This is a genomic window from Tautonia rosea (assembly GCF_012958305.1).
Classification (GTDB): Bacteria; Planctomycetota; Planctomycetia; order Isosphaerales; family Isosphaeraceae; genus Tautonia; species Tautonia rosea.
Map to the genome: position 1 here is coordinate 379,197 of NZ_JABBYO010000004.1, position 16,987 is coordinate 396,183.

The window sequence follows — 16,987 nt, forward strand, 5'->3', positions numbered from 1 at the left end:
GGCGAGTGGGTTTCGGGACCCCAGCGAGCTCGACTCGACGGTTCCTGGCCATTCGCCGAGTAGGTCCCAGGATTGGGGTGGCCCCGGTTGCGCACTCGCCAACCAGAGTTGCAGGGCGACAAGCGGTCTCGGTTCGTCCTCTCGCAGCCTCTTGCGGCTGCGCCGCCCCAGTTGGCGAGTAGCCGGGCCCACCCAGGAGCCTTGTTCAAAACTCGGAAATACTCCTGGGGTGCTACATGGGGAGACACACGATCGGGCTTACTGGCCCGGCAGGATGATCTTGCGCTCGCCCCCCTGCCCCGAAGACGCGGGAGCGTCCGGGGTCCAGACGCCTGCTCCCCCGCCGGTGCCGCTCGAGCCTCCGGGGGTCCAGATCGAAGGCCGGGAGGCGGAGACGCCGAGGGCGCCCGAGGCGGTGGTGACGCGGGGGCCGTAGCGGGAGATCAGGGACATGAGCGGTCGGCTGTCGAGCATGACCTGATCGGGCTGGTCGGGGTGGGGGACCATCTGCATCAGGCCCATGTCGAGCAGGTTCGAGACGACCGTCTGGCTGGCGGTGCGGTCTTCGCGGTAGCGGTCGAGGATGACGGCCAGCTCGGGGACCCATTGCTCGGGGGGCTCGTTCCGGGCTTGGATGCGAAGGGCGAGGAAGTCCCACCGGGGGGCGTTTGCGGCGCGGTGGGCGGCGGGTTCGTCGCGGCGGGCCTGCTCGATCCAGGCGAGGGCGGCCGCGAAGTCGCTGCGGGTCGCGGTGAGGTTGGCCAGATCGCCGAAGACGGCGTAACGCTCGGTGGGAGCTTTGGCTTCGAGCAGGTTCGGCCGGTTGACCAGGGCCTGAGCGGCTTGCTCCAACGCGCGGTGCTGGCCGAAGCTCCGGCTGCGGAGGAAAAGAGTCCAGAGGCGGTCGTCGGAAAGCTGGGCGGTCGGGATGCGGAAAAGCCGGGCCAGGTGGGTCCGCTCGATGTCGACGGTCGCCGGGTCGGGGGTCGGCTCGCCGGGGATGCCCAACTCGGCTCGGAGGGCGGGCAGGTCGAGGTTCGGATTGACCCGGCCGGCGTCGAGCTGGCAGAAGGAGGCGCGAAGGGGGATCTGGGCGTTGCCGTCCTTGATTGCCTGGCGAGGGGTCCGACCGCCGAGCCCCGGCAAGGGAGTCTCGGGCCAGACCTCGCGGATCACCCGGGCCTGCTCCTCGCGCTGAATGCGGCGGGTCTCCTCAGGGTCGAGCCCTTCGGGGACGGCCCATTCGGTGCGCATGGCGAGGGAGACGCGAGCCACCTTCTCCAGGACGTCGGTGCGTGGCTGTGCCGGTGGGATGTTCTCCGCTGCGAGGGTGATGAACTGCTCTCGAAAATCATCGAATTGCTTGCCGACGTCGAAGCCGTCGAGCATGACGCTCTCTTGCCCGATGATCGCCCGGCCGACGACGCGGGCCATCTCGGAGGGGGTCATGCCGGTCCGGGCTTCGGGCCGAGGGCGATCGAGCAGGGTGAAGGCCTCGACCTCCTCGGCTTCGGGGTCGTCCGGGTCGAGGACGCCGGCGCCTTCGGAGACGATGGTCCTGTCGTTCTGCTCGGCGTTCTTGAGGGCCTGGATCAAGGCGTCTCGGTTGTTCAAAGGCCAGGTCAGGCGGACGTGCTCGATGAGATCGTCGTCGCCGATCGGCTCAATCTGCTGGCAGAGGGCTTCGAGGTCGACGGCCTCGGCGGTCGGGCCGGTGAACTTCGCGTAGCGGCGGAAGGCGGCGATGGCCCCGGTATCGTCGGCCATCCAGAGGCGGCAAAGGCCGAGGTTGCGGTCGGCCTCGGCAACGCCGTCGGCCGAGAGGGTTTCGAACCCGGCGGCGGCCTGGCCCCAGAGGGCCTCGTCGGCGGCTTGCAGCGCGGCCTCGAACCGCTTGTGCGCCTCGGGATCGAGCCCCGGAGGAGTGGTCATCAGGTCGTACGGATTTTTTAGCCAGGCCGAGACGCCGGGGTCGGTCATCAGGGATCGCAGGGCGGGCTGGGCGATCGGGTCGTCCTCGGCATCGGCGGCGGTCCCGATTTCGAGGTGGGCGATGCCGGCGGGGATGCTCCCGGATCGGACGAGCATCACGCCGACCATGCGGAAGACGCCGGCGAACTTGGGGCGGTCTTCCGGCTTCATGGCGGTGAGGGCGGCCTGAAGGTCGGCCGCGGCCGGTTCGGGGCCTTCGGCCATCAGGGTCGATTGCACCCGATGGGCCAGGGCGCCGAGGTGGTCGGGCCTGGCATGAAGGATGGCGTTGACCGCCTCTCGGGCGGGCTCGGGCTCGTCGCGACGCTCGTGGACGATGGCCTTTTGCATGAGGAGCCAGAAGGCCCCTTTGGCCTTGCCCGCGAGCCCCTCGTCGATGACTTTGAGGGCCTGGTCGAACTGCTCGGAGCGGATCAGGCGCTCGGCGCGCAAGGCCCAATCTTCAGCCTTGTGACAGCACCACTTGTACTTTTCCTGGCTTCCGCACGGGCAGGGAGAATAGGGGTCGACCGCGGCCATGTCCGTCCCGTTGGCTATTGGAATCACTCATGGGAATCTGTTGCGTGGGGAGTCTGCGCGACTCCGGTGCGCACGACTCCCCTTGCTCGGCCCGATCGTCGAGGGCCGATGCCTTGCGTTCAAGGTATCAGAGCCCCCGTAACCGCGCCTACCGCGTGGCCCATCCGTGTTTGGGTCGAGAGGGGAGTCAGGGCGGCGTCTGGAATTCGCGTCGTTCTGGAATAGGGGAGTCGAGCGGGCTGCCGGATGCTCGAATCGAGAGGGGTTGGGGGGCGGTGATGGGGACTCTTGGGAATCGCCGATGGCTGGGGGACTGTCAACCATCGCCGGAGAAGCTAAGATCAGAAGGACTATTGACACACGACGATGCAGGATTTTCGAAGCCCCAGGCCGAAAATCCTATTCCTCCTGGTTCTTGATTCGAGCGTCTCCATGTTGAACAAGCGCGAGCTGATCAAGCAGGTCCTCAACCCCTTGCTGACGTGGTCGAAGCTGGATCAGCCCAGTCCCGGATTCAGCGTTATTCTGGGGGTTCCGTGGGACCTCCGCCACCTGCTCGCGGTCAACTTGCGGTTTGTCAGTCAGCAGAAGCGTGATGATCTGGTCGGGGTGCATGTGGTGTTCGACCGGATCGAGCAGCCGGGAGGCGATGCTTTTGTTGAAGGGATCCGGCGGCGGTTCCCCGAGTTGCCGCTCGACATGCAGTTTCTCGCGCCGATTTCGGGCCGGATCACCCAGAAGGTCAATCAGTCGAAATTCTACTCGGCGATGAACTGGACCCGAGGGCTGGCCGCCTGCCGAAGCCGTTACGCGATCCTGCACGATTTCGACCTATATCCGATTGACCCCCTCTATTTCGCCACGATGTACGAGACCTTGAAGGCCAACCAGTGGCGTTTCGGCGGATACGAGACGGCTCGCTTCGATGGGTTGACGCCCGATGACCTGATCTTCGGGAGCTGGAACCTCGCGCTCGATGCGCAGTGGGTCCGTTCGCAGTATCGGCCGACCGACTGTTACCACAAGGTGGCGATGGTCAACGGTCGCCTGGTGGACCTCGACCCGTTCTCGTACATCCAGACGCTTTCGCCCGAGCGAGGCGTGGTGCCGAGTCTCGGGCCGGACGCGTTCGCCCATGTGAAGAACCTGTGCAGCACCTTTCTCCGGTTCAACGGGGGCCAGAAGGTCGATCTCGCCTGGCGGCTGCATTACCTCTGGTATCTCGAAAGCCTGTCGGAACACCCCGAGCGGCTGGAGGAGGCGACCCGGGCGATGCAGGAGGCTCGGTCGTCTCTGCTGACGGTCGCCGGGCAATCGGTCGATTTCCAGGGGACGCACGTGACCTGTAGCAACGTCCTGGAGAAAGACCTGTTGATGCTGGAACAAAACCTTTACGGGGGGATGCGTCCCGAGGTTTCGGCCTACATCGACGAGTTTCGGGCCTTCCTGACCCGGATGGACGAAACGGCGAGCCAGGCCGCGACCTCGTAACACAAAGGCTTTCGGGAGCAGTGATTGGAGAGGGCGGAAGCCTTCCATTCTTTCTTTCGTCCCCTCCTTCTCGAAGCCTGCTTTCGGTCGAGGGCCACACCGATGGCTGATCCACCGAGCGATCCCCCAGGCCACAGCGAATTGACGGTTCGGGGATGGATGCGGCGGATTGTTGTGATCGCCCTCGTCCTGGCGCCGATTACCTGGCTGTATCGAGCGGTGAATTCGGCACGAGAAGCGGCCCGGCGATCGCAATGCGTCGGGGTGCTCAGCCAACTTAGCCTTGCGTTGGCGAATTACGAGAGTGCATACGGGACGTTGCCTCCGGCCGTCGTGCCTGGCCCCGACGGGAGCCCCTGGCATAGCTGGCGGGTGCTCGTTCTGCCGTACATGGAGGGGCATGCGCTTTACGCCTCGTATCGGTTCGATGAACCGTGGGACGGGCCGAACAACCGCCGGCTCATCGATCAAATGCCGTCGATTTTCGAGTGTCCGACCGATCAGGCGAAGCAAGGCGGATCGACCCGATTCACGAGCGTCGTCGCCCTCGTCGGGCCGGGGACCTGCTTCCCGCCCGATCGGGCGGCGAACACGAGGGAATTCGACGGGGTGCGGGATCAAACCGTCCTGCTGGTCGAGCTGGGGGAGAGTGAGATTCCCTGGACCGCGCCGGTGGATCTGGACCTCGACACGTTCCGCGATCAGGCGGCTCGGGGGGAAGGTTCTCCCCACCCAAATCTCCGGAATGTGCAGTATGCCGACTTTCGCGTCAGAAAGCTCTCGCTTCCGGTCGAGCCAGACACGTTGCGGAGACTCTGTCCGCCCCCGACTTCGACTCCCCAGGGCTTGCCCGCTCAGGGATCAGTCGAGGGGTAGGAACCCGCGAATCAGGTCCCAGAGGCCGGGCGCACGCTCCTGCAGGACCATCCGGGCGTAGAGTGATCCGAAAGCGATCACCCAGGCCAGGGCGAGCCACGATCGCCAGTCGATCCGGGGGGAGCTGAGTTCGATCGGGCCATCAGAGCGGGGCATGGGGAGACTCCGCGCGATGCATCCGCGACCACCAGCGGCGGGTGGCCTGGTAGACGCGGTCGGGCGTGAGGCCGGTCATGCAGGGGTGATCGGCCAGCGGGCAGACCTTGCGGTGGCAGGGGTTGCAGGGGACATCGTGCCGCAGGACGAGGCTCCGGCGCGACCAGGGACGCCACTGGCCGACCCGGTTTGTGCCGCTGAACAGGACGACCGAGGGCACCCCCGCACAGGCGGCCAGGTGGGCCGGGCCGCTGTCGGAGCCGAGGAACAGGTCGGCCCGTTCCAGAAGGGCGGTGGTTTCGGTCACGGCCAGACGGCCGGTCCAGTCGCGGAGGGCATCGTGGGGGGTGAGCCGGGCGGCAAGCTCGGCGTCGTCGGGGCCACCGACGATGAGCACGCGCCAGCCGTCGCGGAGGAACCGGGCAAGCAGGGAGTCCCAGTGCTCGATCGGCCAGCGCTTGGCGGGCGTCCCGGCACCGAGATGCACGGCGAGCAACGGGGCCGAGGCTCCAAACCGCCCGGCGTGCAGCCAGTCGGCCTCGGAGCCGTTCGAGGGATCGTTGGGAGCGGTGTCGAGGTTGTTCCCGCGGCCGAGCCGAGCGGAGCGGACCCCCTCACCCGGCCTTCGGCCACCCTCTCCCCCGCGAGCGGGGGAGAGGGTTGGGAGAGGGTGAACCTCGATGTGGGTTTCTGAATCCGGATCGCAGACCAAGTCCTCGTCGATCAGGCTGCTTGAAGTGCCGGGGCCGACGATCACTAGTTCCGCCGAGGCCTTGCGCACGGATCGTCGCATCGATCGGGTCGAGCCAGGAGCGGGCGATTCCCAGGCATCGGCGAGCATCCGGGCAACCCGGGAGCGGTCGCGGTCGGAGACGTAGACCGAGACGCGGGCCGAAACGGGCCGGTCGTCTCCTGCGGCGTGAGGCAAGGCGATCGCGTCGAGCAAGGCCAGGCGGGAACGGACCTCGTGACGGCCGGGGACCCAGTCGGCCAGGTCGGTCAAGAGGAAGCCGCCGCCTCCCATCGCCCAGCCGACCCGACGCGGGATGCCGGCCAATGCCAGGACGAGCACCGAGAGCACATCGCCCCGGACGTCGATGCCAAGGTCATACCCTTTGCCGCGGATCATCCGAGCGATTGACCAAACGGCCGAAGCCAGTGCCCAGCGGCCCGGCTGACGCTCGAACCAGTTGCGATCGGCAAGGAGGACCCGATCGACGAGGGGGTCGGCTTCGAAGACGGCTCGATTGCTCGGCGAGGCGAGCACGTCGATCGCCGCGTCGGGAGCGTGCGCTTTGAGCCTCGGAAAAAGCGGGCTGGAGAGGACCGAGTCCCCTAGATGATCGAGCTGCACGACCAGGATTCGACGTGGCTCGGACCAGGCTGGGATCGGCCGAACGACGCGCCAGAGGCGCATCGCGAGCCCCCCCACGGCATCCAATGTGCCGACCAGGACGCGCCAGCGCCACTTGCTGTAGCGATAGCGACGCACCGGCACGGGGCTCGGCGCCCGATCATCCTGTCGGGGCGATTTCGTCATAAACCTCCGCCGTCCTTCGGGCCACGGTTGCCCAGAGGTACCGCCGATGGACAACTTCGGCAAGCTCAGTTCTGCCCCGACCGGCCTCCCATGCCTCGGTCAAGGCCTTGGAAATCTCCTGGATCCTGTCTGGTCGGGCATAGAATGCCCAGTTTCCGAAATATTCGCGGGTGCACCCGAAGGGGGTGATGACGATGGCGCAGCCGGCCAGGGCGGCTTCAAGCGCCGCCAGGCCGGGCGTCTCGAACCAGCTTGGCAGGGCGAAGACCCGAGCTGCCGCGAAGGCCGAGGCGAGCAGGGGGTCATCGGCGTCCATCCGAGGCACCCAGGTCACAGAGGCGAGTGGCACCCCCCTGCACTGCTCGGCGTACGATTCGCTCCCTGGCACCGGATCGCCCACGACAACCAGGGGCAAGCGGGTTTTCTCGCAAGCCTTCACCAACCCGAGGACGTTCTTTCTCGGTTCGATGCGACCGGCATAGAGGACGAACTCGTCGAGCCCGATGAGCGCCCGAAACGGTTCCGGATTGGCTCCGAGCACGGTCGGTTCGACACCGTTGGGCACGACCCGAAGCTTCCGCCGGTCGAGTCCGAAGAGGCGGGCCAGTTGCTCGCCTTCGGCCTCGGAGTTTGGCAAGACGGCATCCGATCGCCGGAACAACTCCTTCCGCCATCCCGGCACACGAGGAACGGCCCGTCTCACCCCCCATGCCGCCAGCGCACTTGCCGCCTTGAGGCGACTTCCGGCCAGGGCGGCCAGCGCCGAGGGCTCGAACCAGCAGATCGGTGAGAGGACGACGGGCACTCCTCGCGACTGGGCGACCTTCGCCAGCTCCAGCCCTTCGCGGCTCATGCCGAACAGATGCAAGATCCGGGCCTTCTCCAGCCGATCGGCCCAGGGGTTCATCGGCCGGACGAGAACGCCGAGGGCGTCAAGATGTCTGGCCGTTCTTGCGAGTTGGACCTCTCCTCCGCCAGGAGACTGAAACGCATGGGAGGGCGCGTGCAGGAGGACCGCGCCGGATTCGATCGGGCCGAGTGAGCGATGCCCGAGCCAGTCCATCGACGAGACCTGCGAGGGGCTCCGTCGATCAGCCAGGGTGTTTGCAGGGTCATCGGGTGGTGTCATCGTCTGCCTGAGCAACTCGTTCTTGATCGTACGATGGGTGACTCGATGGTTCGCACTTTACTGCGTCCACCAGTCCGGAAAGGTAAAGGTCCGGAGCTGGCGAAGCCGAACAGTGGCCTCGGGGTGGGTGTCGAGCCAGACGAGTGATTCGCGCAGAAACAGGTCGCGAACGAGCTCACGGAGTTCCGGATTGCCGATCCTGGCCTTGATACAGCCCTCGAAGGTTGCCTGGGGATAGCAGATTGAGACCACGCCGACAACGCCGTTGGAGAGTCCGTTCGGAGGCTTGAGGGTCGTGGAGAGGGTTCGGAGGGCCTCGCGGACGCCGTCCTCGTGGGTTCCTCCCTCGACGGCCCGGCCGTTGTTGATGAAACACCAGAGGGTGTCATCCTTCCAGCTCTGGTAGGCGAAGACCGCTTCGAGCGTCAGAGGGCCGTCCTCGGACGCGATCCGGATCGGCTGGTGCATGATCTGGTAAGGCGCGGACACGGCGTCGAACAGGTCGGCGATCCCTCGATCGGAGACGAACTCGTGTCTCGTGCCTCCGGCCGAAACCGTGAAGCGGACCCCGCGATGGAGCGCGCTGTTCCTCCTCGCAAAGCTTGCGAAGACAGTTGGATCGAGGTCGGTCACCTGGAAAAACTCGGGGTCGGGGGCGAAGCGGAGGGTCGTACGATCTCCTGCGGGCTCGATCGCCTCGACGCTGCGAGACTCGCGCGTCCCCTGGCGGAACTCTAGCCGTTCGGCTCGCGACCCACTGCGAACCTCAATGGACAGGTGCGCGGAGAGCGCCGTCAGGATCGCACCTTCGAAGTGCCGTCCTGGTTCTCCGGTCGGGACCGCTTCAAACGGTGCGATGCGATCGTCCGGCGCGTCTTCGATTGGCACGACCACGTCGGCCTCGACGGCGAAGCCATCATCGCCCGCCTCAATTCCGATTCGAGTCGGATGGCGTTCCAGCAGCAGACTCACGGGGCAGACGAGGTAGTGGATGAGGCCGAAGAGGCCGGCATCACCAACATACATCGAAGGACGCTTCCGGATGGCTTCGATCTGATCCCAGGTCTTCGGGTCGTTGCTTCCCAATGGCCGATCTCCCTCGTGCTGCCGGGCCGATTCGAGGCACAGTACGGACCATTGTGGCCCGATGCGCCAGTGTCTCCTCGGAATACCAGGCCATCAACGGTGACGGGAATCGAAGCGAATGCCGACCGCTGCTTAACCCGTTGATTGCCAGCGATCGCGCACGCGGCGGAGGGTTTTCTTGAGGAGGAGGCTGGGGGAGGAGTCGTCGAGTTCGTCGACGGGGGTGACCGTCTCCCAGTCGATCGCGGATCGGACGGCGGCCTTGAGGCTGAAGGGGCGACGGACGAGCGACGGGGTGGACAGATCGACCCGAGAGGTCGAGCGTTCGAAGGAGAGGCCGTCAAGCTGAAGCGTGCCACGGGGGCGGACCATGGGCAGGCTGGCGACGTGAGCGCCTCGGACAATTTCGAGAGTCAGGGGGTAGGAGTCGCTCCAGTCCTCGAAGGCGACCTCCACCCGGCCGGCACCTCGGGCCGTGACCGACCACCGGCGTCGGCCTCGCCAGGCCCACCAGTGCGAGAACTCGGTCAAGGTGGTACGCCAGAGCAGGTCGTAGCGCTCGATTTCCCGGGCCAGGGCGGCGAGGACTTCCGGAAATCGGGCCAGGCGGCGCTCGGGGTGGCCGTAGACGAAAGCGGGCTCGCCCTGGTCGATCCGGGCGCGGACGACCTCGACGAGGTGGGCGGCGATGCTCGCGCCGTCGTCGCGTCCGGCATCGACGAAGAGGCCTTCACAGATGGGATGGATCGGCACTTGCAGGATGTTTGAGAAGCGATCGCCCCGCCATGGGAAGAAGGGAAGATCATCGTAGCCGATCGAGAAATCGGACGAGTAGCGGTAGCCGAGCCGCTCGATGGCGTCGTCGAGCCCGGGGTTCCATCGTCCTTCGGGGGCGGCGAAGCCGACGGGATCGAACCCGGCGGCGATCAGGCAATCGTGGGCGCGTTCGAGGTTGCGGCGGTTGCTGGCCGGGTCGCGGTAGACGACGTGAAAATGTCCATGAGATTGTGTGTCAACGTGTTTGAGGTCGGTGAGCACGGCTTCGTCGAGGCCGTACGCGGCGGTGCTGACGAAGTGAGTGGTGCAGTCGTCGAGCGGTCGGCGGGCCTCGGCGAAGCGGTGGTAATCGGTCGGAATCGGCTCGTCGAGATCAAGCCGGAGGTTGAAGGCCCCTCGGTAGGGATAGGGGAAGCAAGCAAGGCGAATCCAGAGCCCGCCGAGTCGCGTGACGTCCTCGCGGAGCCGGGCGAGCAAGGCGCGTCGGATGCTCCCCTTGTCGACCACGGCGACGCGCTCCGTGAGGGATACCCCTGCGATCGTCCAGGAGCAAAGCCCGGCTTGAGTGTCGATCAGGGCGGCGAACGGGTCGAACGCCCAGCCGTCGCGGAGTCCGTGAATGTCGATCGCAACCTGACCGACGCCGACGGGGACGCCGAGGGACGACTCCTCGGACTGGCTGTCGAACAGGACGAACCGACCGCGATGCAGGATGATCGGGTGCGGTTCACTGATCGTTTCAAAGGGAATGCCTTCCTGGCGGAGGATTAACTCCAGGCCTGGAGGGGTTTTCCACAGCAAGAGCGGCAGGAGTGGCGGGCCGGTGGCGGCTGCCGTGGCCATCTCCGAGAGTGACACGGATGCAAGGCTCATGATCATGGCCCGCTCCCTTCCTGCGGTCGAGTGGCCGACCAGACGACGAACCGCCGGGTCATCGGAACGCTTCGGAAGGCAACGCATCGACGCTCAAGCGGATCAAGGAGCGACTCGGACTGGATGTTGGTGAACCCGGCGTGTCGGAGCCATCGCCGTATCTGACCAGGCCAGAACCAGCGCTCTCGGACATTCGATCCTGAGGGGTACATCCACCGTCCGCGTCGTTCGTCGATCCGCTTGACCAGGATGGCGGGTAGCCAGGGGCGGACCGGGTCGAGTGAGGCGGCGTTTTTGTCGACGATCACGATCCGGCCGCCTGGGAGAAGCACCCGAGCGGCTTCGCGGAATGTCTCCATGAGGCGATGAGATTCGATATGTTCGAGCACTTCGACGAAGATCACTGCATCGACGGAAGCCTGACACAAGGGCAGGCGTCTGGCCGATGCGCGGGCGACCGGTAGCCCACGGAGGTGGGCGGCCCGAAGCATGCCGACCGAGGGGTCGATGCCAAGAACCCGGGCACCCTGTTCGATCAACCGGGCCGCGAATCGGCCTTTGCCGCAGCCGGCGTCGAGTACAAGGCGATCTTCGAGCGGCCCGAGGTGGCGGAGGATGGCGTCGAGCCGAACATCATCGGCGGCGACTTCGTCCTTGAAGCGGGCCTCCAGGGCGTCGAAACGGCAGGCAACCTCGGCTTCGAACCGGGGGAAGGTTCGGGGGGCTATCGTCACGCCGCCCTCCCCTGGGCTTCGGCCCGGAGAACGAGTTCGCGGTGTTTCCAGTGTCGGACAGCGACCGAGACGCCCGAGAGGGCGCAAAAGACCAGGCCCTCGGCACCGTCTCGGTAGCCCCGCTTTCCGACGTAGAGCTTGGCGAAGGTCCAGAAGGGGCGGACGGTCCAGTCAAAGGTGCGAACAGGCCGACCCCGTCGGACAAATTCGATCGCCTCCAGAGACGTGTACGTGTTCAGTTTGGAGAGGAAAACATTCATGGTGGGAATGGTGCGGTGCAGGAGCGGTTGCGAGAGGGTGCCGTACGAACCGCGGAGGGAGACGGTCTCGTGCACGGTGCCGAACCACCAGCCCCGGCCCCGACGAAAGAGGCGCAAGGGGCGGTCGTCCTGAGTGCCGGAGTAGGAAAACGGACGCCCGAGGATTTCGCTGCGAATCGGCACGCGGTAGCCGTTGTGAGGGGCTTTCTGATCGGCCACGACGCCACGAATCTCGGCGGCAAGGGCCGGGGTGGCGCGTTCGTCGGCGTCGATGGCGAAGACCCAGTCCCCGTTGGCGGCGTCGAGGGCTGCGTTACGCTGCGAGGCGAAGTCGTCGAACGGGCGAACGATGACGCGATCGGCCCGCTGCCGGGCGATGGAGAGGGTTTCGTCGCGGCTGGCGGCGTCGACGACCACCACGACCTCGTCGGCCCAGCCGAGCGAGGCGAGGCAGCCGGGCAGGTTCCGGGCTTCGTCTCGGGCGATGATCAGGGCCGAGATGCGCGATCGCTTCGCCATGTCGGTCCTACCTTTCGAATGGCGCCGGCAAGGGCGCGGGTGGGAAAATAGGCGGCATACGCGGCTAACGCCCATTCCAGGTGCCCGACCGCAGCGGCAACGATCCAGAGGTGCCAGCGAATGTCGGCATGGCCGAGCTTGCGGCCCCACCAGGTCGGGCTGAGCGGCTGAGGCTGGGCATCGAGCGGTTCCTGGGGTGTTGCCGGCGAGCGGTCGCGTGGGCCGACGGCGCGGTTCCATTCGTCGTTACTGAGTGTGAACAGATATTTCCCCATGGCGAAGACCATGCCGACCCCGAGCCAACCGGCCCAACCGGTCCGGGAGAAAGCGGCAAAGGCGATGGCAGCATGGAGGATCATTTCGCCGCTTTCGTCGAGCGTGGTATCGAGCCATCGGCCGAGGGGGGAAGCCGTCCCCTGGCGTCGGGCGAGGCGGCCGTCGGCACCATCGAGGACGAGGGCAATGGCCAGGGCCCCGGCCGTGGACCATCGGAGCCAAGGGTCAAGCGATCCCCAGGCGACCATCGCGGCGGCGGTGATCATAAACAGGAACGATCCGACCGTGAGTGCGTGGGGTCGGATTCGAGTCGGCGTCAACAACCGGACAAGGACTCCGGCCAGGCCGACCGACCAGAAGCGGCCGATCGGTTGATAGCAGCGGCGTCGGACCAACTCAGCCTCGGCCCCGGCCAGACCATGCGGTGAGTCGAGGCGCCAGACCACCGCCGACTCGGCATCCTTGCCGCGCTTCGCCACACGACGCAGACGAAAGGGATCATAAAGCCGGTCGGTTCGGAGAATTACCGCCCCTTCCGGAGGGGGGCCGGTGGCGAAGGTAATGCCGGTGTTTCGAGGGACCGCCTGGCCGAGGAGTCCGCGGAGCGTCTCGTGTTCCTCAAGACGAGCATGGACGGTGAGCGTGGGATGGGCTGCGACCCCCGAGGCCAGATCGACCAGGTGGGCGATCACCGGCCGGCCGAGCAAGGGGACGCCAGCCATCGGCCCCTCTGGCCCTCGGGGGCGGGCGTCGATGATCAGCGGTGGCAAGGGCCGAGATCGTGGCATCGGGCGCCTCCATGCGCCGGCGGGTCGAGCGGGTCGGTCGATGGCTGGTGGAAGCGGTCGTCCGTGTCAGGTCTGCCGACCTTGAAGCAAGACGCCGAGGCCGACGAACCGGTGAGCCTTCTCAGGGGAGGACCGAGGATGGTCTTGTCCTACCGTCCGGCGCGGACGAGGAGTTTCCCACTGGAATTCCTTGAAGAATGCATTCTGCCACGTCATCCAGTCAGGATGCCCGGTCTGGACGCGGCGACGCGAGGCCATTGCCTCACGGAGCTTGCCAAGAGCCTCTCGAAAGGCTTTGAGGAAGTCGAACCGGCCCAGGGCGATCGCGGCGATCAACCGGACGGCGAGCCAGCAGAGATGTGTGAACAGGCGTCGGCCGCGGAGATTTTTCCAGCAGAAGAGCAAGGTATTGCGGATCGCCAGGCGATCACAGCCGGCCGAACCGAAGGCAGGTCCGAAGGACCCAAAACCACGGTGGTAGGCAGTCGACTCGGGAACATAATACCCCTTCCAGCCGAGCATCCAGCCCTGGAAGCCGAGATCCAGATCTTCGATCCGGCCGGGGAAGTACAGCTCGTCGTAACCGCCGAGGGCGAGGAACTTCACGCGATCGACGGCCAGGATCGGCCCGGCGCCAGCGGTCAGGCTGGGGGTGTCGATGTGGGCATCGAAGCCAGGCACGCGGCAGCAGCCCTGGACCATGCCAAAGCGCATTCGAACGCGAGTGCGCATGCCCTCGTAGGTCTGGCCGTCGAAGGTCCAGCAGCGGGGGGCGGCGAACAGAGCGTCGGGGTGACGGCGAACGGCATCGACCAGGGGAGCGATGGCATTGGGGTCGAGCTTCACATCGTTATTGAGCAGCAAGATCACGTCTTCATCGCGGCGAGCAAGAACACGATTGAATGACGCGAGCCCGCGGTTGGGTTCGTGCTCGATACGGACCGAAGGCCAGTGATCGTGGAGGAAGGAGACCGACTTGTCGGTGGAGGCGTTATCGATCACCTCAACAGAACAGGGCATGGGGGCACGCTTCGCGGCGTCGAGAATCGACGGCAAACATTCGGCCAGCAGGTCTCGGCCGTTGTAGTTGAGAACCAGGATGCAGGTGCGATCGGTGCCCACGGGTTCCTTCCCTCGGATTGATGCCTGTAGCTCAGGCGGGCGTACCATAAGCCGAGCGGTCAAGGGGGTCAAGGCCGCTCGCGGACCAGAAGGAGCAGGACGAGCTGAATCTGGACTTGCCAAGCAGGGAGGCTCGTCGTACTGTCCCGGCTTCCCGTCCCCGCATCACCAGATCGCACATCCGTTCGACGAGTTCTCGTGTGTTCGGTGGGCGCCTTGAAGTCGTTGTCTTGAGTCTCGGCGAGCCTTTGAGACACGGGTGATGGCTCCATCCGGATTCGGTGGCTCGAATCGACCGTTATCCCGGTCGTCGAGCGTGGAGGAGGGTGTCGATGAATCGCCTGGTCGGCCTGTGGATTCTTGCGGGGGCCTTGATCGGTTGCAGTCAGAACCGGGAAGGGCTTCGTCCGACCGAGGGCTTGCCTCCTGCCGCCTTACCTCCGGGCTTGCCACCGATTCAGGAGCGGGTCAACGCCGGCCCCGATCCGTTTCCGCCGCGTATGCTCGATGGCGCTTCGATGGGAGAGCCGGCGGCGGAGACATTGGAACGGGTCATTGAGCACCCGACGGTTGCGGAAGCCCCCGTCCGGCTTGCTTCAACGCCGGCAGAAGGGGCCTCGGCGCATGACGATCCGGCGTCGGTTCCCGCCGATCTGCCGGAGTTGCCTGCCGAGATGCCGGACGTCCTGGCATCGGCCGATCAGGAGAAGCGGGACGGGCAGAGTCCTGTTCAGGAATCGCTTGCGATCCCTCCGCTTCCTTCTTCTCCGGACGCGGCTCGGGTCGATCCGCAGGTCATGCGAGCCTCGGCCGAGGTTGAGGTTGCGACGGATCAGTCGGACGCTCGGATGGGATTCAGGACCGACCCGAATGCGACAGGGGAGGAGCGAGAGGTCGAGCTACCCATCGGCGAGCCGGTTGGTGAATGGGCGGCTCGGGTCGAGAGTGACATCATTACGTGGAACGAGTTGCAGTCGGAGGTCGCCCGACGATTCCGGGAACTCGACCCCCAGATGCAAATGGCCCCCGGAGTCCGGGAATCGTTGGCGGCCAACGTGCTTGATCACCTGATCGACCGATCACTCGTCATTCAGCGGGCCAGGCGGAACGAGTTGAAGGACGCGAAACGATGGGAGTTGATCAACAAGTTTGCCGTCGAGTTGTTCGAGAAAGAACGGCTTCCCGCCCTGTTGAAGAAATACAACGTGGAAGACCGCTACGCATTGGAGCGGGTCCTCTCGGAACGGAATGAATCGTTCGAAGAAATCCTCGACTCGTTCAAGCTGGAAACGATTTATCAGCAGTTTCTGATGATGAATGTCGCCTCGAAGGTGCACGTCGATCTGCCGGAGATGCGGGCGTATTACTTCGAGCATCGGGACAAGGAGCGATTCCAACAAGGTTCGCAACTGACATGGCGTGAGATCCACGTGCGTTTTGCCAATCATCCGAGTCGGGACGCGGCCCGAGCGAAAATGGACGAGGCGATAGCCCGGATCGCGAAGGGGGCACCGTTCGAGGAGATTGCCCGGTCGATGGGAGAGGGGCCAAATGTCGACACCGGCGGTCTCTGGACCACGGCGCCGGGAAGTTATGCGGTTGCCTCGGTGAACGCGGCCCTCGGGAAATTAAAGCCGGGTCAGATCAGCACGGTCCTTGAAGGCCCGAACGGGTTCCATCTGGTTCGGCTCGAAACGGTTCGCCCGGCCGGTCGGAAGCGGTTCGAGGAGGTGCAGGATGAGATCCGCGATCTCCTGAAATCACGCAAGCAAACCGAGCTGGTCGATGCGTATCTGAAAGACCTGTACCGCGGAGCCGTGGTCACGACCGTCTTCCGAGAATACGTGCCGAGGCATCTCAGAACGGATGAGTCCGGGGGCTGAGCCGTTACCTCGCCTTGACGGTCTGATTGTGTACCGGCCCGGTCCCTCAGGGTCTGGATTGACCAAACGAGGGTGTTCGGCGCGTTGCCGATCGGCAGTCGGGGGGATAGCATGAATCGACCTTGAAGACGGGTCGAGTCGTCGCGCCGGATGGCCCGGAGCGTGAAATCGGCCCGGGGCTTGCGGCGTCGAGAGCAACATGGCCACGGCGGCCCTCGAAGCGACGAGCGAGGCGCTCGATACGACCGTCCGGCTGATCACTCCGGAGCGGATTACCTTTCAGTATCCGCTGGCGGGGCCGTTTCGGCGGGCGGTGGCGTATTTGATTGATCTGGGAGTCCTGGGGATGCTTCTGTTCCTGGGACTGATGGTGTCGTTGCTGTTGGCGCTGGGTACGGCGGCGGGGGGCGGGCTGTTTCTGGTCATCCTGTTCGGGCTTCGGTTCGGGTATGGAGCCTTGCTCGAAGGGGTGTTCAACGGCCAGACGGTCGGCAAACGGGCGATGGGGATCCGGGTGGTTTCGGTCGAAGGGGTGCCGATCAACGGGGGGCAGGCGTTCCTGAGAAACCTGCTCTGGTGCTTCGATGGAATCGTGCCGTTCGGGTACTTGCCTGCGATTGCCAGCATGATGTTGACCCGGCGGTTTCAGCGACTCGGCGACCTGGCAGCGCGGACGATGGTGATTGTCGAGCAGCGGCCGACGCGAGTTGGGGTCGCGCTGCTGGAAGACCGGGTCGTTGACGCCCTGTTGCCCCAATTGCCGGCCCGGATCGACGCGGGGCCGGAACTTTCGAGAGCACTGGCCGATTACGTGACACACCGGAAGCGGTTTAGCCCGTCTCGCCGAGAGGAAATGGCCGCCCATCTCGCCGGTCCGGCCCGGAAGACGTACGAATTGCCGGACGACGCACCGGGGGATGCCGTGCTCTGCGCCCTGTACCACCGCGTCTTCCTGGGGGAGTGATC

14 protein-coding genes are annotated in these 16,987 nt (G+C 65.5%); 4 read left to right on the forward strand and 10 right to left on the reverse strand.

Annotation, left to right across the window (positions count from 1 at the left end):
- Positions 1 to 258: 258 nt before the first annotated feature.
- Positions 259 to 2,511 carry an SEC-C domain-containing protein gene (locus tag HG800_RS09125; protein ID WP_169976037.1) on the reverse strand — a complete coding sequence of 751 codons (2,253 nt, stop codon included), beginning with the start codon at positions 2,509 to 2,511 and terminating at the stop codon, positions 259 to 261.
- A gap of 432 nt (positions 2,512 to 2,943) precedes the next feature.
- On the opposite strand from HG800_RS09125, the gene HG800_RS09130 reads away from it, so the two are divergent.
- Both HG800_RS09130 and HG800_RS09135 read left to right on the forward strand, forming a co-directional pair.
- On the forward strand, positions 2,944 to 4,002 hold the full coding sequence (locus HG800_RS09130) for a hypothetical protein (protein WP_169976040.1): 1,059 nt from the start codon (positions 2,944 to 2,946) through the stop codon (positions 4,000 to 4,002).
- Between the two features lie 102 nt (positions 4,003 to 4,104).
- Positions 4,105 to 4,878, forward strand: a complete 774-nt coding sequence (locus HG800_RS09135) for a DUF1559 family PulG-like putative transporter (RefSeq protein WP_169976042.1) — start codon at positions 4,105 to 4,107, stop codon at positions 4,876 to 4,878.
- Here HG800_RS09135 and HG800_RS09140 read toward each other — a convergent pair.
- From HG800_RS09140 to HG800_RS09185, 9 genes are all read right to left on the reverse strand, one after another.
- A complete protein-coding gene (locus HG800_RS09140; protein ID WP_169976044.1) occupies positions 4,864 to 5,034 on the reverse strand; it encodes a hypothetical protein in 171 nt (56 codons plus the stop codon). The two genes, HG800_RS09135 and HG800_RS09140, sit on opposite strands and share 15 nt — an antisense overlap.
- Positions 5,021 to 6,574: a glycosyltransferase family 9 protein gene (locus HG800_RS27305; protein WP_235963487.1), complete on the reverse strand. Its 1,554-nt coding sequence runs from the start codon at positions 6,572 to 6,574 to the stop codon at positions 5,021 to 5,023. Before HG800_RS27305 ends, HG800_RS09140 begins: the two co-directional genes overlap by 14 nt.
- Positions 6,549 to 7,718 carry a glycosyltransferase gene (locus tag HG800_RS09155; protein WP_235963489.1) on the reverse strand — a complete coding sequence of 390 codons (1,170 nt, stop codon included), beginning with the start codon at positions 7,716 to 7,718 and terminating at the stop codon, positions 6,549 to 6,551. Before HG800_RS09155 ends, HG800_RS27305 begins: the two co-directional genes overlap by 26 nt.
- A 42-nt stretch (positions 7,719 to 7,760) precedes the next feature.
- On the reverse strand, positions 7,761 to 8,789 hold the full coding sequence (locus HG800_RS09160; RefSeq protein WP_169976046.1) for a hypothetical protein: 1,029 nt from the start codon (positions 8,787 to 8,789) through the stop codon (positions 7,761 to 7,763).
- 132 nt (positions 8,790 to 8,921) lie between these two features.
- The gene (locus HG800_RS09165) at positions 8,922 to 10,439 is read right to left on the reverse strand and encodes a hypothetical protein (protein ID WP_235963491.1); all 1,518 of its coding nucleotides are present in this window, start codon (positions 10,437 to 10,439) and stop codon (positions 8,922 to 8,924) included.
- A gap of 2 nt (positions 10,440 to 10,441) precedes the next feature.
- Positions 10,442 to 11,173, reverse strand: coding sequence for a class I SAM-dependent methyltransferase (locus HG800_RS09170; RefSeq protein WP_169976048.1), 732 nt, complete (start codon positions 11,171 to 11,173; stop codon positions 10,442 to 10,444).
- Positions 11,170 to 11,952, reverse strand: a complete 783-nt coding sequence (locus tag HG800_RS09175) for a glycosyltransferase family 2 protein (RefSeq protein WP_169976050.1) — start codon at positions 11,950 to 11,952, stop codon at positions 11,170 to 11,172. Before HG800_RS09175 ends, HG800_RS09170 begins: the two co-directional genes overlap by 4 nt.
- Positions 11,922 to 13,016, reverse strand: coding sequence for a CDP-alcohol phosphatidyltransferase family protein (locus tag HG800_RS09180; RefSeq protein ID WP_169976052.1), 1,095 nt, complete (start codon positions 13,014 to 13,016; stop codon positions 11,922 to 11,924). The genes HG800_RS09175 and HG800_RS09180 overlap by 31 nt, the downstream gene beginning before the upstream one ends.
- A gap of 66 nt (positions 13,017 to 13,082) precedes the next feature.
- A complete protein-coding gene (locus tag HG800_RS09185) occupies positions 13,083 to 14,138 on the reverse strand; it encodes a glycosyltransferase (RefSeq protein ID WP_315852003.1) in 1,056 nt (351 codons plus the stop codon).
- A gap of 332 nt (positions 14,139 to 14,470) precedes the next feature.
- On the opposite strand from HG800_RS09185, the gene HG800_RS09190 reads away from it, so the two are divergent.
- On the forward strand, positions 14,471 to 16,021 hold the full coding sequence (locus HG800_RS09190) for a peptidylprolyl isomerase (RefSeq protein ID WP_169976057.1): 1,551 nt from the start codon (positions 14,471 to 14,473) through the stop codon (positions 16,019 to 16,021).
- A gap of 199 nt (positions 16,022 to 16,220) precedes the next feature.
- Entirely contained in the window at positions 16,221 to 16,985 is a 765-nt protein-coding gene (locus HG800_RS09195; protein ID WP_169976059.1) for an RDD family protein, read from the forward strand.
- Positions 16,986 to 16,987: the final 2 nt, after the last annotated feature.